Genomic DNA, 20,034 nt, shown 5'->3' with positions numbered 1-20,034 from the left:
TTAGCCTGGTTTTCCGAAACATGAACTGATCCCGATCACAAATATTTACCTTGATTATTACTCTCAGGCTAATGATTCCCCTGCGCGCTTAATTGATGACTTTATCACCAGGGTGCACACTTAACTCAACGTTAAGCAAACCTAAAGATGTGCTGAATCAGGAGGTTAACAATGTTATCAGGGCAAACGCCAGCCCGGAACTGGAACACGCGTCGCACTGAAAAAGCGCGCCGCCTGGCTTCCGTCCCGGTGCAGGGCAAGGTACTGCCAACAGGCGACCTTGTCGCCATGCTGGAAAAACTGATCGCCCCAGGCGACAAAGTCGTACTGGAAGGGAATAACCAAAAACAGGCAGACTTTCTCTCCCGCTCGCTGGCCGAAGTGAACCCGCAAATTGTTCACGATCTGCATATGATTATGCCGAGCGTCGGTCGTAGCGAACACCTGGATATTTTTGAGAAGGGCATCGCCCGCAAACTCGACTTCTCTTTCTCAGGTACCCAAAGCCTGCGTATTTCGCAGCTGCTGGAAGACGGGCAGCTGGAGATCGGTGCCATCCACACCTACATCGAACTCTACTCCCGCCTGTATGTCGATCTCTCGCCGAACGTGGCGCTGATTGCCGGTTTTAAAGCCGACCGTAAAGGTAACCTTTATACCGGCGCCAGTACCGAGGATACCCCGGCGCTGGTCGAAGCCGCCGCCTTCCACGACGGCATCGTCATCGCTCAGGTGAACGAGCTGGTGGACGACGAGTGCGATCTGCCGCGTGTGGATATCCCCGGCTCCTGGATTGATTTCGTGGTGGTGGCAGACAAGCCGTTCTTTATCGAACCGCTGTTCACCCGTGACCCGCGCCTGATCAAACAGGAACACATTCTGATGGCGATGATGGCCATCAAAGGCATCTATGCGGAACACCAGGTTCAGTCCCTGAACCACGGTATCGGCTTCAACACCGCCGCTATTGAGCTCCTGCTGCCGACCTACGGCGAGCAGCTCGGCCTGAAAGGCAAAATCTGTAAACACTGGACGCTGAACCCGCATCCGACGCTGATCCCGGCAATTGAAAGCGGCTGGGTCGAGAGCGTGCACTGCTTCGGCGGTGAGCTGGGGATGGAAGAGTACATTCGTGCCCGTCCTGACATCTTCTTTACCGGCGCCGACGGCTCCATGCGTTCTAACCGCGCTTTCTGCCAGCTGGCAGGCCAGTACGCGGTGGATATGTTTATCGGTTCTACGCTGCAGGTTGATGGCTATGCCAACTCCTCAACCGTGACCCGCGGTCGTCTTTCCGGCTTCGGTGGGGCGCCAAATATGGGCCACGACCCGCACGGTCGTCGTCATGCCACCCCGGCCTGGCTGAACATGATCACCGAACCTGATCCAATGCAGCGCGGTAAAAAGCTGGTGGTGCAGATGGTGGAAACCTTCCAGGCGGGCGTGAAACCGACCTTCGTCGAAAAACTCGATGCTGTCGAGGTGGCGAAAGCCTCCGGTATGCCGCTGGCCCCGGTCATGATCTACGGCGATGACGTCACCCACGTGCTGACGGAAGAGGGGATTGCTTACCTCTACCGGGCCAAAGATCTTGAGGAACGTCGTGCCATGGTCGCTGCCGTCGCGGGTATTACCGACATCGGCCTGGGTGTGGACGCCAAACGCGTCGCCGAGCTGCGCCAGAGTGGCAAAGTGCTCTACCCGGAAGATATGGGCATTCGCCGCACCGACGCCACCCGCTCTCTGCTGGCGGCTGGCAGCGTCTCCAACCTGGTTGAATGGTCGGGCGGTCTGTACAACCCACCTGCGAAATTCCGGAGCTGGTAATGAAACTTCTGCCCCGGATCCAGGTTGAAGGCGGTGCCGAATGGCTGGCGCGAACCGCCACGCAGTGTCTGATTGACGAAGCGCGACTCAGCCCGAAACCCGGTCTGGTGGACAGTCGGGGGAACGGCGCGCATCACGATTTATCGCTCGCGCTGATGGAGCGTTCGGCGCATAGCCTGACCCCCACGTTTCAGGCGCTGGCGCTGCAAAGCTGGCAGCGTCCGGCCGATATCGCGCTACGGCAGACCGTGGGGCGGCTGGGGCGCGAAGGCGAGCAGCAGATGATGGCCGCCACCGGCGGGGTGAATACCCACCGGGGCGCTATCTGGGCGCTGGGCTTGTTAGTCAGCGCCGTGGCGATGCTCGGTGGCAATGCGCAAGCCCGGACGATAGCCGACACCGCCGCGCAGCTGGCGAAACTGCCGGATGACGCCGCGCCGAAAGTGTTCAGTAAAGGACTGCGCGCCACCCACCGTTATCGGGTGCCGGGCGCGCGCGAAGAGGCGCAGCAGGCATTTCCGCACATTATGCAGCGAGCGTTGCCTCAGCTTCGCCTGAGCCGGCTTAACGGCGGTACCGAAGCCCATGCCCGGCTCGATGCGCTGATGGCGATCATGACCTCGTTAACCGATACCTGCGTGCTCTCCCGCGCCGGTATGGAGGGGTTAGACACCATGCAGGACGGGGCCAGGGCGGTATTAGCCGCCGGCGGCACCGCACAGCCAGAGGGGCAACGCGCGCTCGCCGTATTAGATAAAAAGATGCTCTTGCTCAATGCCTCTCCGGGCGGCGCGGCCGACCTGCTTGCCGCCACGCTGTTCCTTGACCGCATAGAGACGCCTTATTTAGCGAATTAAGAGGATGTTATGGAAAAAATTACATTAACTCTGCCCGCCAGCCGTAACCTGAACGGCAAAGCGCTGGCAGGCGTTGTTGGCTCCGGGGATATGGAGGTGTTATTTACCGCCGACCAGGGCCAGTCATTAACCATCGAGATCACCACCTCGGTCGATAACAGCCGTAACCGTTGGGATGCGCTGTTCAACAGATTGCAAACCGTCAGCAGCCTGCCGGCGGGCAAACTGACCATCCACGACTTTGGCGCAACGCCGGGAGTGGCACGCATTCGTATCGAACAGGTCTTTGAGGGGGTGAGCCATGCGTGATGACAGCAGCTTTATCGAATTAAAAGCGCGCCAGCGTGCGCAGGCCCTGCTCGACGAGGGCAGCTATCGCGAACTGCTGGATCCGTTTGAAGGGATTATCTCTCCGTGGCTGGGGCCGCAGGGCATTGTGCCGCAGGCCGATGATGGCATGGTGGTGGCGAAAGGCACCATCAACGGCAAACCCGCGGTAGTCGTGGCAATTGAAGGCGCGTTCCAGGGCGGCAGCATGGGCGAAGTGTCCGGTGCAAAAATGGCGGCTGCGCTGGAGCTGGCAGCGGAAGATAACCGTAACGGCATTCTAACCCAGGCGGTATTAAGCCTTGAAACCGGCGGCGTACGTTTGCAGGAGGCGAATCTCGGCCTCGCGGCGATTGCCGATATCCACGCCGCGATTGTCGATCTGCGCCGCTATACCCCGGTCATCGGCATTGTCGCCGGTACCGTCGGCTGCTTCGGCGGGATGTCCATTGCGGCCGCGCTGTGCAGCTACCTGATTGTGACCCGCGAAGCGCGTCTGGGGCTGAACGGCCCTCAGGTTATCGAGCAGGAAGCGGGCATTGAAGAGTACGACTCCCGCGACCGTCCGTTTATCTGGAGCATGACCGGGGGCGAGATTCGCTATCAAAGCGGGCTGGTGGATGCGCTGGTGGGCGATGGCGTCAACGCGGTGAAAGCGGCGATGAACGACGCGATTGCGAAAGGCGTGCCGGCAAAACACCGCACCGACAATTACGACTGGTATCTCGAACGTCTGACCAACTTCGATACCCGCAAACAGGCGGATACTGAACAGATTCACGCGCTCTTTGCCCGGGAGGTGAAATGATGAGTACTTCAATTAGCCGTGGTGAGCTCTGGCTGGAAACCCTTGCGCCGAATGCCAAACGTCTGGAGGGGCTCTGCCCGTCGGTTCAGGCGGCGGACGGCGAGCTGAATGGCGAAGCGGTGCGCTTTGTTGCGGTGGTACCGGATGCCAACAACCACTATCCACGTGCGGCACGAGGTGAAGTCGGTCTGCTGGAAGGCTGGACCCTGGCCAAAGTGGTGAGTGAAACCGTCGCGGCCGATGCTGACAAAGCGGTTAAACGCCCGATTGTGGCGGTGATCGACGTGCCGAGCCAGGCCTATGGCCGTCGCGAAGAGGGATTTGGTATTCACCAGGCGCTGGCCGGTGCTGCTGCGGCCTATGCTAATGCGCGTCTGGCGGGCCATCCGGTGATTGGCCTTATCGTCGGCAAAGCGATGTCCGGGGCGTTTCTGGCCCACGGCTATCAGGCCAACCGGCTGATCGCTTTTAATGACCAGGGCGTATTAATCCACGCGATGGGGAAAGAGTCTGCCGCACGCATCACGCTGCGTACCGTAGAGGCACTGGAAAAACTGGCGGCAACCATCCCGCCAATGGCGTATGACATCAGTAACTACGCCACCCTGGGACTGCTGGAAAACCTGCTGGATATCAGCAATCCGGACGCACCTTCCTCTCTCGATCTGGCGCTGGTTAAAACCACCTTACAACAGGCCATTGATGACGCTCGCCGGGATCCGACGCTGAAAAGCCGTCTGGGTGCCGACAATCGCCACAGCTCGGCTCTCGTACGCGAACGTATGCGAGCAAGCTGGTAACACCAAAAAGAAAAGACCTGCCAGATGCACGCCCCGTGGGCGCACCCGTTGCGCCCACGAGGGAACCTGCATCCTGAAAATAATAACCATCGCGTCAGTGCTTAAACTTCTTTTTTTACAGGTGATTTATGACTTATGTGATTGTTCATGCCCTTGCACCCATTTTTGTCATCATGCTGCTCGGCTTCTGGGCCGGTAAAGCCAAAATGGTGGATAACAAAAATGTGTCTCTGCTTAATATCTTCGTGATGGATTTTGCATTGCCCGCCGCGCTGTTCAGCGCCACGGTGCAAACGCCCTGGACAGGTATCATTGCCCAGTCGCCGCTGATCCTGGTCCTGACCCTGGCGATGTGGATAACCTATGCGGCCATCTACTTCCTCGCCACCAAAGTTTTCAAAAAGTCCCCGCAGGATGCCGCCGTGCTAACCCTGACCGTGGCGCTGCCGAACTATGCGGCGCTGGGCCTGCCGATTCTGGGCAGCGTGCTGGGTGAAGGCTCTGCGACCTCGCTCTCCGTGGCGGTCTCAATCGCCTGTGGCTCCGTGCTGATGACGCCGTTCTGTCTGCTGATTCTGGAACGCGAAAAAGCGCGTGCGGAAGGCACAAACAGTGGCTCTACCCTGGCGATGCTGCCGGTGCTGATGTGGCGCTCAATTAAGAAACCAATCGTGATGGGCCCGCTGCTGGGTGTGATTCTGTCCGCGATTGGCATCAAAATGCCGGACCTGGTGCTGGCAGCGATTAAACCGCTCGGCCTGGCAGCAACTGCGGCAGCGCTGTTCCTGACCGGCGTGATCCTGTCGGCCCGTAAGCTGCAGATCAACACCATGGTGATTAGCGCGACCATCACCAAGCTGCTGATTCAGCCAGCGATTGCCTGGGGCATCGTGCTGGTATTCGGTCTGCACGGTTCAGTGGCCATCACCGCGATCCTGATGATTGCCCTGTCTGCCGGTTTCTTCGGCGTGGTGTTTGGTAACCGCTTTGGCGTACAGTCGCCGGATGCGGAAGCCGTGCTGCTGTTAAGCTCCGTCCTGTGTATCCTGTCGCTGCCGCTGTTTATCTCTCTGACTTCAGGAATGTAATCATGACCACAACATTACGCCCGCACGACTTAATCTGGTTGACCACACGTGATGCGCTGGAGGATATCCACGAGTCCTGGGTGGATACGGCCTGGCATACCGGGCTGCCGGTAGTGGTGCGGCGTGATGTTGATGGTAACGGGCGTATACCGGTCGGGGTACGTGGCCTTAAGCGCGATCAGCGCGCGGCGGGCTGGGTTAACCCCCACCAGATTGCCCGTATCGTCTCCCCCGAACAGCTGAGCGCAGAAGAGAGTCTGCTGCGCTCGCCCTTTATCACTCAGCCACCGGTTCAGGTGGCGGTACAGCTTTCCCGCACCTCGTGGCCCTGGACATGGGGCATCACCGGCAGCACCGGCTATGCGCTTGCAACCGGCATTGCGGTGATCCACGCCGACAGCGATCTCGATCTGCTGATCCGCGCGCCGCAGCCGCTTTCGCGTACGGTGTTACTCAGCTGGCAGTCACAGCTTGAGGGGGCGCTCTGCCGGGCCGATACCCAGGTCGAGACGCCGCTGGGCGGCTTTGCGCTCAACGAATGGCTACGTGATGGAAAAACGTTGCTGAAAACCGACCGGGGGCCGCGCCTGACGGCGAACCCCTGGGCATGGGAGGAACAATGAAGATCCTGTTTACCTTTCCAGGTCAGGGGACGCAGCATCCCGGTATGCTGCAAAACCTGCCGGGAACCGAGCTGGCTCAGGCGCGTGAAGTGCTGGGCGCCAGTGAAGTGGATGCGCTGGACTCCCCGGCGGCGCTACAGCACACCCGCGCGGTACAGCTGGCGCTGTTGATCGCGGGCGTCGCCTGGGCGCGTGAGCTGGCGCGTCGCGGCGTGGCGCCGGATATCGTCAGCGGCCTCTCTATCGGCGCATACCCTGCGGCGGTCATCTCCGGGGCGCTCGATTTTGCTGATGCCCTGAAGCTGGTGGCCCTGCGTGGCGATCTGATGGAGCAAGCTTATCCGCAGGGCTACGGCCTGACGGCGATTATGGGGTTAACCCTTGCGCAGGTCGAAACCCTGATGGAAGGCACCGGCACCTATATTGCCAACCTGAATGCCGAGACGCAGATTGTGATCGCCGGTGCCGATGACGGCATGGCGGAAGTGGCGGCGCGCGCGCTGGCGAAAGGGGCCAATAAAGCCCGCCGTCTGACGGTAAGCGTCCCGTCGCACTGCGAACTGCTGGCTGAACCGGCGCAAAAACTGGTCGCGGCCTTCAGCCGGGTCACGCTCTCTCGCCCCCGCTGCGCTTATCTGAGCGGCAGTACCGGGCGCGTGCTCTGGCAGCCTGAGAAAATAGCTGATGACCTGGCCATGAACATGGCCCGGACGGTGCGCTGGCAGGAGGCGGTGATTGCCGCTAACGAGCGTGAAGCGCGGCTGGCGATTGAGATGCCACCCGGCGGTGTGCTCACCTGTCTGACGCGTCAGGCGGCCTGGGAAGGGGAGTCTGTCTCTCTGGAGCGCAGCGGCATCGACGTCGCGGTGCATCTCGCACGGCGTCTTAAGGCGTAGCGTTCTGCTCAAGGCGGCGGGCGTACATGCGGCCTTCCGCCGCCAGCGCCCGCAGGCTCGGATCCTGCTCGCGGTTGCGGGCAAAGACGATGGCGATCAGCTGCTGCATTTGATAAGGCTGGGCCAGCTTTAACAGCTGTACCGAGTTTTCATACACCTTTTTCATCCTGCCCGGCATCAGCGTAAAGCCCACCCCCGCCTGCACCAGACTCAGCATCGAAAAAATATCGTTTACCCGGGTGACGATCTCCGGCTCGAAACCGGCGATATGAAACGCCTCCTGGAAGCCCGTGTAGGTGGCGAAGCCCTCAGCCAGAGCAACAAACTTCTGGTCCTTATAGTCGCGTAGATCTGCCAGCTCGTCGGTATTGAGCTGCGCCGAGGCCGGGGCGGCAAGACAGATATCATCGTGGAACAGGGGCAGCACTTCGAGGTTGTTACGGTCAATTTCGCTTTCGGAGATTGAGATGAGAATGGCATCGAGCGAGCCTTCATCCAGCATATGCAGCAGGGTGTCGTTGGATCCCATGGTGAGATCCATCTCCAGATCCGGGCGACGCAGCTTCATGCCCATAATCAACTGCGGCACCGTTTCGAGCGTCAGAGAGTAGAGCGTCCCCACCCGCAGACGGCCTTGGCCGATGCCGGCCGTTTTACGCGCCTCTTCCAGCCCGCGCTCCATCACCTGCATCACCTCCTGGCAGTACTCCAGCAGCGTCCAGGCGGCGGGCAGGGCGATCAGATTCCGGCCTTTGTGGGTGAACAGCGGGCAGCGGACGTTCTCTTCCAGGGTGTGCAGGGCACGATGGACGCTGACCCCGCTGAGGTTCAGTACCTCAGCGGCACGGGCGATATTGCCCGTCTCCATAAAGGTCATGAAGATGCTAAGTTTGCGGAAGGTAATCTCGCTGGTCAGGTCCGGTATCATTGCCCCTCTCCCGGGTTAGTCGCTCTGGAGCATCCCTTCGAGCTGTTCCTGTGCGTCCAGCCAGGCCATCTCGCACTCCTCAAGGCTGGATTTGGTTTTGGCCTGCACCTGCAGACATTCGGTTAGCTCGGCTTTACGCGTCTGGTCATACAGCCCGCTGTCGCCCAGCTTCTCTTCAACTGTGGCAAGCGTGGCGTTGAGCTTCTCCATCTCTTTTTCCAGACGGGTGATCTCTTTACGCAGCGGCTGGGTTTGCGTGCGCAGCTCCGCGTCGCGGCGCTTCTGGTCTTTACGCGCCTGGGCGCTGTTGGCGTTCTCTTTCGCTGCCTCTTCCGGCTGGTTTTCCTGCTTCTGCACGTCCGTCAGCCACTGCTGATAATCCTCCAGATCGCCGTCGAAAGGCTCAACTTTACTGTCGTGTACCAGGTAGAGATCGTCGGTGGTGGAGCGGATCAGGTGACGATCGTGCGAAACGACAACCAGCGCGCCTTCAAACTCAATCAGCGCTTCGGTCAGCGCCTGGCGCATGTCCAGATCCAGGTGGTTAGTTGGTTCATCGAGCAGTAGCAGATTCGGGCGCTGCCAGACGATAAGCGCCAGCACCAGACGGGCTTTTTCGCCGCCGGAGAAGCGCTCGGTCTTCTCGGTCACTTTATCGCCCTGGAAGCCGAAGCCGCCCAGGTAATCCCGCAGCTTCTGCTCCATCTCCTGCGGGGCCAGACGCGCCAGGTGCTGCAGCGGCGATTCATCCGCGCGTAAAAATTCCAGCTGATGCTGGGCGAAATAGCCCAGCTTGATGCCCTTCGCCAGACCGATATCCCCGCGGACCGGGGCCAGCTCGCCCGCCAGCAGCTTAATCAGGGTCGATTTACCGGCACCGTTGCGCCCGAGCAGACCGATACGTGAGCCCGGAACCAGGTTGAGCTTAATCGAGTCGAGAATGATGCGGTCACCATAGCCGGCGCTGACCTTTTCCATTTTCAGCAGTGGATTGGGCAGGCTTTCCGGGGCGCGGAAGCTGAAGTGGAACGGGTTGTCGACGTGTGCCGGGGCAATCATCTCCATCCGTTCCAGCATCTTGATGCGGCTCTGGGCCTGCTTGGCTTTGGAGGCCTTGGCCTTGAAGCGATCGACAAAGCTTTGCAGATGCGCCACCCGCTGCTGCTGGCTTTCGTACATCGCCTGCTGTTGGGAGAGACGCACCGCGCGCTGGCGCTCAAAGGAGCTGTAGTTGCCGGTATATTCGAACATCGATTCCTGTTCGATATGAATAATTTTGTCCACCACCGGGTCGAGGAAGTCACGGTCGTGCGAAATCAGAATCAGAGTGCCCTGATAGCTTTTCAGCCACTTCTCCAGCCAGATAACGGCATCGAGATCGAGGTGGTTAGTCGGTTCATCGAGCAGGAGCAGATCGGAACGGCAGATCAGCGCCTGGGCCAGGTTGAGACGCATACGCCAGCCACCGGAGAAGTCGCTGACCGGACGTTCCAGCTGTTCATTGCTGAAACCCAGCCCGTGCAGAAGCGTGGAGGCGCGGGAGCGGATGGTCCAGGCGTCGATAGCGTCGAGTTTGCCGTGGACGGTGGCAATCGCGTGGCCGTCGTTACGTTCGTTGGCGGCGTGCAGTTCGGCTTCCAGCTTGCGGTACTCCCGGTCGCCGTCAATAACATAGTCCATCGCCGGTACGCTCAGGGCAGGCGTCTCCTGGTTTACCCAGGCCAGCTGCCAGTTGCCAGGGTAGGTAAAGTTACCGCCGTCGGCACCGATCTCGTTTTTCAGCAATGACAGTAACGTGGATTTACCGCAGCCGTTTTTGCCCACCAGGCCCACTTTCTGGCCCGGGTTAATGGTGGCTGTAGCGGTGTCCAGCAGGACGCGTACGCCGCGACGAATTTGTAATGAGGAGAAAACAATCATAGAGCGCCGTATGTTCCGACTATGTTAAGTTGTCATTATAATCAGGTTAAATGTGCCGCCACGCGCCGCGTGGGTGTGCCATGGTAGCCCAAAATAACAGTGATGACGACCCGGGAGAGGAATGATGTCCCAGACAGCAAAAGTGCTGCTGCTGTATGCCCATCCGGAGTCGCAGGACTCGGTCGCCAACCGGGTTTTGCTCCAGCCGGCATTACAGCTCAGTAATGTGACGGTGCACGATCTCTACGCGCACTACCCCGATTTTTTTATCGACATCCCTCATGAGCAGGAGCTGCTGCGCCAGCACGACGTCATCGTGTTCCAGCATCCGCTTTATACCTACAGCTGCCCGGCGCTGCTGAAAGAGTGGCTGGACCGCGTGCTGAGCCGCGGCTTTGCCAGTGGCCCGGGAGGAAACCAGCTGGCGGGAAAGTACTGGCGGAACGTCATTACTACCGGCGAGCCGGAGAGCGCGTATCGCCACGATGGGCTTAACCGCTACTCAATGAACGATATCCTGCGCCCGTTCGAGCTGACGGCGGCCATGTGTCGCATGCACTGGCTGAGTCCGATCGTTATCTACTGGGCGCGTCGGCAGCATCAGGATGAGCTGGCCAGCCATGCCAAAGCCTACGGCGCCTGGCTGGCTGCACCCAATCTGACGGGAGGCCGCTGATGGAAGGTTCCGATCTGTTACTGGCGGGAGTGCTGTTTCTGCTCGCCGCCGTGGTGGCGGTGCCGCTGGCTGCGCGACTGGGTATTGGCGCGGTGCTCGGCTATCTGCTGGCGGGTATCGCCATTGGCCCCTGGGGGCTGGGATTTATCAGTGATGTGGACGAAATCCTGCACTTCTCGGAGCTGGGCGTCGTCTTTCTGATGTTTATTATCGGCCTGGAGCTGAATCCGGCGAAGCTCTGGCAGCTACGGCGCTCCATCTTCGGCGTGGGCGCCGCACAGGTGATCGGTAGCGCGGTGATCCTTGGTGGGCTGCTGATGCTGGACCATTTCTCATGGCAGGCAGCGGTAGTGGGCGGGATCGGGCTGGCGATGTCCTCCACCGCGATGGCCCTGCAGCTGATGCGCGATAAGGGCATGAACCGTAATGAGGCGGGGCAACTGGGTTTCTCGGTGCTGCTGTTTCAGGATCTGGCGGTGATCCCGGCGCTGGCCCTGGTTCCGCTGTTGGCGGGCTCAGGCGACGAACATTTCGACTGGATGAAAATCGGCATGAAGGTGCTGGCGTTTGCCGGCATGCTGGTGGGCGGGCGCTATCTGCTGCGTCCGGTGTTCCGCTTTATTGCGGCGTCCGGGGTACGGGAGGTGTTTACCGCGGCCACGCTGCTGCTGGTGTTAGGCTCGGCGCTGTTTATGGATGCGCTGGGGCTGTCGATGGCGCTGGGAACCTTTATTGCCGGCGTACTGCTGGCGGAGAGCGAGTACCGGCATGAGCTGGAGATCGCCATCGATCCGTTTAAAGGGCTGCTGTTAGGGCTGTTCTTTATCTCGGTCGGTATGGCGTTGAACCTGGGCGTGCTTTATACCCATATCCTGGCCGTGGTGCTGGGCGTGGCGGTGCTGATCGCCGTTAAAATGCTGGTGCTGTACGGGCTGGCGCGGGTATACGGCCTGCGGCACCCGGAGCGCGCGCAGCTCGCCGGGGTGCTGAGTCAGGGGGGAGAGTTCGCTTTTGTGCTCTTCTCCACAGCATCGTCCCAGAGATTGTTTCAGCATGATCAGATGGCGTTGCTGCTGGTGACCGTCACGCTGTCGATGATGACCACGCCGCTGCTGATGAAGCTGATTGATAAGCGCCTGTCGCGCCGTATTAATGCTGCTGACGATGAGCATGAAGCGCCTTGGGTGGACGATGACAAACCGCAGGTGATTGTGGTGGGCTTCGGACGTTTTGGTCAGGTAATTGGTCGCCTGTTGATGGCGAACAAAAAGCGTGTGACGGTGCTGGAGCGCGATATCAGCGCGGTTAACCTGATGCGGAAGTACGGTTACAAAGTCTATTACGGTGATGCCACCCAAGTCGAACTGCTGCGCTCTGCTGGCGCAGAGGCGGCGGAGTCGATCGTTATCACCTGTAACGAGCCGGAAGACACCATGAAGCTGGTGCAGATCTGCCAGCAGCATTTTCCCCATCTGCACATCCTGGCGCGAGCGCGCGGGCGTGTAGAGGCGCATGAACTGCTTCAGGCCGGGGTGAAGCAATTCACCCGCGAGACCTTCTCCAGTGCGCTGGAGCTGGGGCGCAAAACGTTAGTGACGCTGGGTATGCATCCGCATCAGGCCCAGCGCGCGCAGTTACACTTTCGCCGTCTGGATATGATGATGCTGCGCGAGTTGATGCCGGTGCATACCGATACGGTGCAAATTTCCCGGGTACGGGAAGCGCGCCGCGAGCTGGAAGAGATCTTCCAGCGTGAGATGCAGCAGGAGCGTCGACAGCTGGACGGCTGGGATGAATTTGAATAACGAGGTGGAGAATGGCGGTACGTAAACGCTTTATCGCCGGTGCGAAATGCCCGGCCTGCCAGGCGCAGGATTCCCTGGCCATGTGGCGAGAGAACAATATCGATATTGTTGAGTGTGTTAAGTGCGGGCACCAGATGCGTGAAGCGGACAAAGAGGCTCGCGAGCATGTTCGCAAGGAAGAGCAAGTGATCGGGATTTTTCATCCGGACTAGCGATATGCCCTGAGTTTTTTTAAGCTAAAGGGTACACGGGTGCAGATTTCCGTTACAATCTGCGCCAGCAATTTTCCCACGCTCAGGAGATATCATGAAAGTAGCAAAAGACCTGGTGGTCAGCCTGGCCTATCAGGTACGTACAGAAGACGGTGTGTTGGTTGATGAGTCTCCGGTGAGTGCGCCGCTGGACTACCTGCACGGTCACGGTTCCCTGATTTCCGGTCTGGAAAACGCGCTGGACGGTCACGAAGTTGGCGACAAATTTGACGTTGCTGTAGGCGCGAACGACGCTTACGGTCAGTACGATGACAACCTGGTGCAGCGCGTTCCTAAAGACGTGTTCATGGGCGTTGACGAACTGCAGGTTGGCATGCGCTTCCTGGCGGAAACCGACCAGGGCCCGGTTCCAGTAGAAATCACTGAAGTTGAAGATGACCACGTTGTGGTTGATGGTAACCACATGCTGGCTGGCCAGAACCTCAAGTTCAACGTTGAAGTGGTTGCTATCCGCGAAGCCACTGAAGAAGAGCTGGCTCACGGCCACGTTCACGGTGCGCACGGTCATGACCACGATCATGGTCACGACGGCTGCTGCGGCGGTCACGGCCACGATCACGACCATGGTCACGACCACGGTAAAGGCGGTTGCGGTAATGGCGGCTGCGGTTGCCACTAAGATTCAGGCTTAAAAAAAGCGGGAATATCCCGCTTTTTTTACGTCTCAATAATGGGGCGGTGGCGTCTCTTCCGACTGCGACGCAATGTGCGATGACTGCGACGCTTTTACTTTTTCGGTTAACAGACGCAGCAGATCCCGCAGCTTTGCCATCTCCAGCTCGTGGGCCGTCACGGTCTGGTTCAGCTCATCGATGGTGATCTCCTGAAAAGCCAGGCGGCTTTCAAGCTCAGCCAGTCGTGCTTCCATATCTGTATTCTGCATGATTCACCTCGTTGGTCTCGTTTACCCCGTTCGGGGCTGGCGGCGGCGGATTTTACCCGAGATTATCCGCGCGCGCAGTAAACATCCCCTTGCTGCGAAACTAATTTAAACAAAAATAGTCTGAAATGTGGTGCTAATCAGGGGTGTCTACCTGTAGATTTGTTCCTCAACGTTTTATAGTACGCTTCTCATTTACGCTTAATACGGGGTGAGAGTCCCCGGCCCTGGAGAAATGGATGAAATCACTGTTTAAAGTAACGCTGCTGGCGACCACGATGGCTGTCGCTCTGCATGCGCCGCTGACTTTCGCTGCCGATACCGCGGCGAAGCCTGCTGCGGCAGCTGACAGTTCTGCGGCGTTCAAAAATGACGACCAGAAGTCAGCCTATGCGCTGGGCGCATCTCTGGGCCGTTACATGGAAAACTCTCTGAAAGAGCAAGAAAAACTGGGCATCAAACTGGATCAGACTCAGCTGATCGCCGGTGTTCAGGATGCGTTTGTTGATAAGAGCAAACTGTCAGACCAGGAAATCGAGCAAACTCTGCAGGCTTTCGAAGCGCGCGTGAAAGGCGCAGCGCAGGAGAAGATGGAGAAAGACGCGGCTGAAAACGAAACGAAAGGCAAAACCTACCGTGAAGCTTTCGCTAAAGAGAAAGGCGCTAAAACCTCTTCTACTGGCCTGGTCTATAAAGTAGAGAAAGAAGGTACCGGCGACGCACCGAAAGACAGCGATACCGTTGTCGTAAACTACAAAGGTACCCTGACCGACGGTAAAGAGTTCGATAACTCTTACACCCGTGGTGAGCCGCTCTCCTTCCGTCTGGACGGTGTTATCCCTGGCTGGACTGAAGGCCTGAAGAACATCAAGAAAGGCGGTAAAATCAAGCTGGTCATCCCACCGGATCTGGCCTACGGCAAAACTGGCGTCCCGGGTATCCCGGCTAACTCCACGCTGGTATTTGACGTAGAGCTACTGGATATCAAGCCAGCGCCAAAAGCGGATGCCAAGGCGGACGCGAAGTCAGAAGCGCCTGCTGAAGCCACCAAGAAGTAAATCGGTAACAACCGCCGCCTCTGAAGCGGCGGTTTTTTTATTATGGTGCAGATATAATTAACACTGGAAGCGCTACCTACGCTGTATTAATTTAGTTGCCCGTGTAAATAATGAGCCTGCCCTGAAAACCTACCGACAGGCTCCTGAAAAGGAGTGTTTTTTTCATGACCAGGTCGCTTTTAACCAACGAAACCAGCGAACTTGATCTGCTGGATCAACGTCCTTTCGATCAGACCGATTTCGATATTCTGAAATCCTACGAAGCGGTAGTGGACGGGTTAGCGATGCTCATTGGGTCCCACTGCGAAATCGTATTGCACTCCCTGCAAGATCTGAAATGTTCTGCCATCCGCATTGCCAATGGTGAGCATACTGGCCGTAAAATTGGCTCGCCAATCACCGACCTTGCACTGCGTATGCTGCACGACATGACCGGCGCGGACAGCAGCGTCTCAAAATGTTATTTCACCCGCGCGAAGAGCGGTGTCCTGATGAAGTCCGTGACGATTGCTATCCGCAACCGCGACCATCGGGTGATTGGTTTGCTGTGCATCAACATGAACCTCGATGTACCGTTCTCCCAGATCATGAACACCTTCATTCCGCCAGAAACCCCGGATGTCGGCTCTTCCGTTAACTTTGCCTCCTCGGTTGAGGATCTTGTCACCCAGACGCTGGAGTTCACCATCGAAGAGGTGAATGCCGATCGCAATGTGTCTAACAATGCCAAGAACCGCCAGATCGTGCTTAACCTTTATGAAAAAGGCATTTTCGATATCAAAGATGCGATTAACCAGGTAGCCGATCGTCTCAATATTTCCAAACATACGGTGTATCTCTATATCCGTCAGTTCAAAAGCGGCGATTTCCTGGGGCATGAGAAGTAATGCGTTTTGCGTTAATGGTGACAGGCCCGGCTTACGGTACGCAGCAGGCCAGCAGTGCGTTGCAGTTTGCGCGCGCGCTGCTTGCAGCAGGACATGAACTGGTCAGCGTCTTTTTTTATCGGGAAGGCGTCTATAACGCCAACCAGCTGACGTCACCCGCCTCTGATGAGTTTGACCTGGTGCGTGCATGGCAATCGCTAAACCAGCAGCACGGCGTTGCGCTGCACATCTGTGTGGCGGCTGCGCTGCGTCGCGGCGTGAGCGATGCGAACGAAGCGCAGCGTCTGGGCCTGCCTGCCGCCAATCTTAATGACGGCTTTTCACTTAGCGGCCTCGGGGCGCTGGCAGAAGCTGCATTAACCTGCGACCGAATGGTGCAATTCTGATGAACCGCGTTGCTTTTGTCTTTACCTCTGCGCCTCATGGTAGTGCCGCCGGAAGGGAAGGGCTGGATGCATTACTGGCGACCTCCGCGCTTACTGAGGAGATCGGTGTTTTCTTTATTGGCGACGGTGTGTTTCAACTGCTTACCGGGCAACAGCCGCAATCTGTGCTGGCGCGCGACTACATCGCGACCTTTAAAGTCCTGCCGCTGTATGACATCGAGACGTTTTACGTCTGTGCTGCCTCCCTGCAGAGGCGCGGTTTGAGTGAAAACACGCCTTTTGTTCTCGACACCACGGTGGTTGTGCCGGAGGTGTTGCGTGAACATCTCTCCCACTTCGACACTATCCTGACATTCTGAGGCCGTCATGCTCCATACCCTGAGCCACTCTCCCTGGCAATGTGACATCGAAAGCCTGTTAAGCATGGTGCGTGAAGGCGATGCTCTACTGTTGATCCAGGATGGGGTCCTGGCGGCGGTAGAAGGCAGCCGCTTTGTTGATATTCTCAATAATGCCCCCATCTCTGTCTCTGCGCTTAAAGATGACATCGATGCCCGCGGTCTTGCTGGTCAAATTTCAACCAAAATTAACGTGGTTAGCTATACTGATTTCGTTAATCTGGCTGTCCAGCACACCGGTCACATGAACTGGTGATGCGAGATCGCTGTATATTTCTTGACACCTTTTCGACGTAGCCCTAAAATTTCGCGTCCTCATATTGTATGAGGGCGTTTTATTACGTGTTTACGAAGCAAAAGCTAAAACCAGGAGCTATTTAATGGCAACAGTTAACCAGCTGGTACGCAAACCACGCGCTCGCAAAGTTGCAAAAAGCAACGTGCCAGCGTTGGAAGCCTGCCCGCAGAAACGTGGCGTATGTACTCGTGTATATACCACCACTCCTAAGAAACCAAACTCCGCACTGCGTAAAGTATGCCGTGTGCGTTTGACTAACGGTTTTGAAGTGACTTCCTACATCGGTGGTGAAGGTCACAACCTGCAGGAGCACTCCGTGATCCTGATCCGTGGCGGTCGTGTAAAAGACCTTCCGGGTGTTCGTTACCACACCGTTCGTGGTGCGCTTGACTGCTCCGGCGTTAAAGACCGTAAGCAATCTCGCTCCAAGTATGGCGTGAAACGTCCTAAGGCTTAATGGTTCTCCGTTAAGTAAGGCCAAACTGATTTATCTTAATGTCATACTAAACTCTTAGAGTTTTGGACAATCCTGAATTAACAACGGAGTATTCCCATGCCACGTCGTCGCGTCATTGGTCAGCGTAAAATTCTTCCAGATCCGAAATTCGGATCAGAACTGCTGGCAAAATTTGTAAATATCCTGATGGTAGATGGTAAAAAATCTACTGCAGAAGCAATCGTATACAGCGCGCTTGAGACCCTGGCTCAGCGTTCTGGTAAAAATGAACTGGAAGCTTTCGAAGTCGCTCTCGACAACGTTCGCCCAACTGTAGAAGTTAAGTCCCGCCGCGTTGGTGGTTCTACTTATCAGGTTCCAGTTGAAGTTCGTCCGGTTCGTCGTAATGCTCTGGCAATGCGTTGGATCGTTGAAGCTGCTCGTAAACGCGGTGATAAATCCATGGCTCTGCGTCTGGCGAACGAACTTTCTGATGCTGCAGACAACAAAGGTACTGCAGTTAAGAAACGTGAAGACGTTCACCGTATGGCAGAAGCCAACAAGGCGTTCGCACACTACCGTTGGTAATCCCTTCGGAGTCTTAGTCACCAGGCGGGCGCTTCAGCGAAGCAGCCCGCTTTGGGTTACTTAACTGAACGCCTAAAAAGATAAACGAGGAATCAAATGGCTCGTACAACACCCATCGCACGCTACCGTAACATTGGTATCAGTGCGCACATCGACGCCGGTAAAACCACTACCACCGAACGTATTCTGTTCTACACCGGTGTAAACCATAAAATCGGTGAAGTTCATGACGGCGCCGCTACCATGGACTGGATGGAGCAGGAGCAGGAGCGTGGTATTACCATCACCTCCGCAGCGACTACTGCATTCTGGTCTGGTATGGCTAAGCAGTATGAACCGCATCGCGTAAACATCATCGACACCCCGGGGCACGTTGACTTCACAATCGAAGTAGAACGTTCCATGCGTGTTCTTGATGGTGCGGTAATGGTTTACTGCGCAGTTGGTGGTGTTCAGCCGCAGTCTGAAACCGTATGGCGTCAGGCAAACAAATACAAAGTTCCACGCATCGCGTTCGTTAACAAAATGGACCGTATGGGTGCTAACTTCCTGAAAGTTGTTGGTCAGATCAAATCCCGTCTGGGCGCGAACCCTGTTCCGCTGCAGCTGGCAATTGGTGCTGAAGAAGGCTTCACCGGTGTTATCGACCTGGTGAAAATGAAAGCCATCAACTGGAACGAAGAAGACGCAGGCGTTACCTTCACCTACGAAGATATCCCAGCAGACATGCAGGACCTGGCTGACGAATGGCACCAGAACCTGATCGAGTCCGCAGCGGAAGCTTCAGAAGAGCTGATGGAAAAATACCTGGGTGGTGAAGAACTGACTGAAGAAGAGATCAAAAAAGCTCTGCGTCAGCGCGTTCTGAACAACGAAATCATCCTGGTAACCTGTGGTTCTGCGTTCAAGAACAAAGGTGTTCAGGCGATGCTGGATGCGGTAGTTGACTACCTGCCATCCCCGGTAGACGTTCCTGCGATCAACGGTATCCTGGACGACGGTAAAGACACGCCGGCTGAGCGTCACGCAAGTGATGATGAGCCGTTCGCTGCTCTGGCGTTCAAAATCGCTACCGACCCGTTCGTAGGTAACCTGACGTTCTTCCGTGTGTACTCTGGTGTGGTTAACTCCGGTGACACCATCCTGAACTCCGTGAAATCTGCACGTGAGCGTTTCGGTCGTATCGTACAGATGCACGCGAACAAACGTGAAGAGATCAAAGAAGTTCGTGCGGGCGACATCGCTGCTGCTATCGGTCTGAAAGACGTGACTACTGGTGACACCCTGTGTAACCCAGATCACCCAATCATTCTGGAGCGTATGGAGTTCCCTGAGCCGGTAATCTCTATCGCCGTTGAACCAAAAACCAAAGCTGACCAGGAAAAAATGGGTCTGGCTCTGGGCCGTCTGGCTAAAGAAGACCCATCATTCCGCGTATGGACTGATGAAGAATCTAACCAGACCATCATCGCTGGTATGGGTGAACTGCACCTCGACATCATCGTTGACCGTATGCGTCGTGAATTCAACGTTGAAGCTAACGTAGGTAAACCTCAGGTTGCTTACCGTGAAGCGATTCGTCAGAAAGTTTCCGATGTTGAAGGTAAACACGCTAAGCAGTCTGGTGGTCGTGGTCAGTATGGTCACGTTGTGATCGACATGTACCCACTGGAGCCGGGCTCTAACCCTAAAGGTTACGAGTTCATCAACGACATTAAAGGTGGTGTGATTCCTGGCGAATACATCCCTGCCGTTGATAAAGGCATCCAGGAGCAGCTGAAGTCTGGTCCACTGGCTGGTTATCCGGTAGTAGACATGGGTGTTCGTCTGCACTTCGGTTCTTACCATGACGTTGACTCCTCTGAACTGGCGTTTAAACTGGCTGCTTCTATCGCCTTTAAAGAAGGCTTTAAGAAAGCGAAACCAGTTCTGCTTGAGCCGATCATGAAGGTTGAAGTAGAAACTCCTGAAGAGAACACCGGTGACGTTATCGGTGACTTGAGCCGTCGTCGCGGTATGCTGCGTGGTCAGGAATCTGAAGTAACTGGCGTTAAGATCCACGCTGAAGTTCCGCTGTCTGAAATGTTCGGATATGCAACTCAGCTGCGTTCTCTGACCAAAGGTCGTGCATCATACACCATGGAATTCCTGAAGTATGATGATGCGCCGAACAACGTTGCTCAGGCCGTAATTGAAGCCCGTGGTAAATAATCCACAGGATTAAAACCTAAGTCCCGTGCTCTCTCCAAAGGGGAGAGCACTATAGTAAGGAATAT

Annotated in this window: 23 protein-coding genes; 20 read left to right on the top strand and 3 right to left on the bottom strand. The window is 56.8% G+C overall.

From position 1 onward, the window contains the following. Positions 1-171: 171 nt before the first annotated feature. From mdcA to mdcH, 8 genes are all read left to right on the top strand, one after another. Positions 172-1,827, top strand: coding sequence for a malonate decarboxylase subunit alpha (gene mdcA, locus GNG27_RS21440; RefSeq protein WP_156264771.1), 1,656 nt, complete (start codon positions 172-174; stop codon positions 1,825-1,827). Continuing rightward, positions 1,827-2,684 (top strand): triphosphoribosyl-dephospho-CoA synthase, encoded by an 858-nt coding sequence (locus tag GNG27_RS21435; protein WP_142487350.1) that lies wholly within the window; start codon positions 1,827-1,829, stop codon positions 2,682-2,684. The genes mdcA and GNG27_RS21435 overlap by 1 nt, the downstream gene beginning before the upstream one ends. Before the next feature lie 9 nt (positions 2,685-2,693). Beyond that, complete coding sequence (gene mdcC, locus GNG27_RS21430) at positions 2,694-2,993, top strand: malonate decarboxylase acyl carrier protein (RefSeq protein ID WP_142487349.1); 300 nt, start codon at positions 2,694-2,696, stop codon at positions 2,991-2,993. Further along, positions 2,986-3,819 (top strand): biotin-independent malonate decarboxylase subunit beta, encoded by an 834-nt coding sequence (locus GNG27_RS21425; RefSeq protein ID WP_156264770.1) that lies wholly within the window; start codon positions 2,986-2,988, stop codon positions 3,817-3,819. The genes mdcC and GNG27_RS21425 overlap by 8 nt, the downstream gene beginning before the upstream one ends. Beyond that, complete coding sequence (gene mdcE / locus GNG27_RS21420; protein ID WP_156264769.1) at positions 3,819-4,619, top strand: biotin-independent malonate decarboxylase subunit gamma; 801 nt, start codon at positions 3,819-3,821, stop codon at positions 4,617-4,619. Before GNG27_RS21425 ends, mdcE begins: the two co-directional genes overlap by 1 nt. A 128-nt stretch (positions 4,620-4,747) precedes the next feature. Continuing rightward, on the top strand, positions 4,748-5,707 hold the full coding sequence (locus GNG27_RS21415) for an AEC family transporter (protein ID WP_156264768.1): 960 nt from the start codon (positions 4,748-4,750) through the stop codon (positions 5,705-5,707). 2 nt (positions 5,708-5,709) lie between these two features. Next, entirely contained in the window at positions 5,710-6,330 is a 621-nt protein-coding gene (locus GNG27_RS21410) for a malonate decarboxylase holo-ACP synthase (protein ID WP_156264767.1), read from the top strand. Then, positions 6,327-7,226 (top strand): malonate decarboxylase subunit epsilon, encoded by a 900-nt coding sequence (mdcH, locus tag GNG27_RS21405; protein WP_156264766.1) that lies wholly within the window; start codon positions 6,327-6,329, stop codon positions 7,224-7,226. The genes GNG27_RS21410 and mdcH overlap by 4 nt, the downstream gene beginning before the upstream one ends. Here the strand turns inward: mdcH and GNG27_RS21400 are convergent. Then, positions 7,216-8,154, bottom strand: coding sequence for a LysR family transcriptional regulator (locus GNG27_RS21400; RefSeq protein WP_156264765.1), 939 nt, complete (start codon positions 8,152-8,154; stop codon positions 7,216-7,218). The genes mdcH and GNG27_RS21400 overlap by 11 nt on opposite strands. A gap of 15 nt (positions 8,155-8,169) precedes the next feature. Further along, positions 8,170-10,074: an ABC transporter ATP-binding protein gene (locus GNG27_RS21395; RefSeq protein WP_156264764.1), complete on the bottom strand. Its 1,905-nt coding sequence runs from the start codon at positions 10,072-10,074 to the stop codon at positions 8,170-8,172. A 121-nt stretch (positions 10,075-10,195) separates the two neighbouring features. Between GNG27_RS21395 and kefG the strand changes: the two genes are divergently transcribed. The 4 genes from kefG to slyD all read left to right on the top strand — a co-directional run bounded on the left by kefG (position 10,196) and on the right by slyD (position 13,446). Next, the gene (gene kefG, locus GNG27_RS21390; protein ID WP_142487341.1) at positions 10,196-10,750 is read left to right on the top strand and encodes a glutathione-regulated potassium-efflux system ancillary protein KefG; all 555 of its coding nucleotides are present in this window, start codon (positions 10,196-10,198) and stop codon (positions 10,748-10,750) included. Beyond that, entirely contained in the window at positions 10,750-12,555 is a 1,806-nt protein-coding gene (gene kefB / locus GNG27_RS21385; protein WP_142487340.1) for a glutathione-regulated potassium-efflux system protein KefB, read from the top strand. Before kefG ends, kefB begins: the two co-directional genes overlap by 1 nt. Before the next feature lie 11 nt (positions 12,556-12,566). Then, entirely contained in the window at positions 12,567-12,767 is a 201-nt protein-coding gene (locus GNG27_RS21380) for a YheV family putative zinc ribbon protein (RefSeq protein WP_039031545.1), read from the top strand. 94 nt (positions 12,768-12,861) lie between these two features. Further along, on the top strand, positions 12,862-13,446 hold the full coding sequence (gene slyD / locus GNG27_RS21375) for a peptidylprolyl isomerase (RefSeq protein ID WP_032614736.1): 585 nt from the start codon (positions 12,862-12,864) through the stop codon (positions 13,444-13,446). Positions 13,447-13,491: 45 nt separating this feature from the next. Here the strand turns inward: slyD and GNG27_RS21370 are convergent, their stop codons facing one another. Continuing rightward, a complete protein-coding gene (locus tag GNG27_RS21370; RefSeq protein WP_156264763.1) occupies positions 13,492-13,710 on the bottom strand; it encodes a protein SlyX in 219 nt (72 codons plus the stop codon). Between the two features lie 236 nt (positions 13,711-13,946). Here GNG27_RS21370 and fkpA point away from each other — a divergent pair, with 236 nt between their 5' ends. The 8 genes from fkpA (at position 13,947) to fusA (ending at position 19,969) form a co-directional block, all read left to right on the top strand. Then, positions 13,947-14,765: an FKBP-type peptidyl-prolyl cis-trans isomerase gene (gene fkpA / locus GNG27_RS21365; RefSeq protein WP_156264762.1), complete on the top strand. Its 819-nt coding sequence runs from the start codon at positions 13,947-13,949 to the stop codon at positions 14,763-14,765. Positions 14,766-14,929: 164 nt separating this feature from the next. Further along, positions 14,930-15,652, top strand: a complete 723-nt coding sequence (locus tag GNG27_RS21360) for a transcriptional regulator (protein ID WP_032614730.1) — start codon at positions 14,930-14,932, stop codon at positions 15,650-15,652. Further along, complete coding sequence (gene tusD, locus GNG27_RS21355) at positions 15,652-16,038, top strand: sulfurtransferase complex subunit TusD (protein ID WP_142487336.1); 387 nt, start codon at positions 15,652-15,654, stop codon at positions 16,036-16,038. Before GNG27_RS21360 ends, tusD begins: the two co-directional genes overlap by 1 nt. Then, positions 16,038-16,397, top strand: coding sequence for a sulfurtransferase complex subunit TusC (gene tusC / locus GNG27_RS21350; protein WP_142487335.1), 360 nt, complete (start codon positions 16,038-16,040; stop codon positions 16,395-16,397). The genes tusD and tusC overlap by 1 nt, the downstream gene beginning before the upstream one ends. Positions 16,398-16,404: 7 nt before the next feature. After that, on the top strand, positions 16,405-16,692 hold the full coding sequence (gene tusB / locus GNG27_RS21345) for a sulfurtransferase complex subunit TusB (protein ID WP_156264761.1): 288 nt from the start codon (positions 16,405-16,407) through the stop codon (positions 16,690-16,692). Positions 16,693-16,816: 124 nt separating this feature from the next. Beyond that, entirely contained in the window at positions 16,817-17,191 is a 375-nt protein-coding gene (rpsL, locus tag GNG27_RS21340; RefSeq protein WP_003023654.1) for a 30S ribosomal protein S12, read from the top strand. A 96-nt stretch (positions 17,192-17,287) separates the two neighbouring features. Beyond that, on the top strand, positions 17,288-17,758 hold the full coding sequence (gene rpsG / locus GNG27_RS21335) for a 30S ribosomal protein S7 (protein ID WP_004106370.1): 471 nt from the start codon (positions 17,288-17,290) through the stop codon (positions 17,756-17,758). 96 nt (positions 17,759-17,854) lie between these two features. After that, on the top strand, positions 17,855-19,969 hold the full coding sequence (gene fusA / locus GNG27_RS21330) for an elongation factor G (protein WP_142487333.1): 2,115 nt from the start codon (positions 17,855-17,857) through the stop codon (positions 19,967-19,969). The last annotated feature ends 65 nt before the right edge of the window (positions 19,970-20,034 follow it).

Source organism: Leclercia sp. 119287, assembly GCF_009734485.1.
In the GTDB taxonomy this organism is placed as follows: Bacteria; Pseudomonadota; Gammaproteobacteria; order Enterobacterales; family Enterobacteriaceae; genus Enterobacter; species Enterobacter adecarboxylatus_C.
The sequence above is the reverse complement of the archived record's forward strand: the minus strand, read 5'-3'. Positions and strand labels throughout refer to the sequence as shown.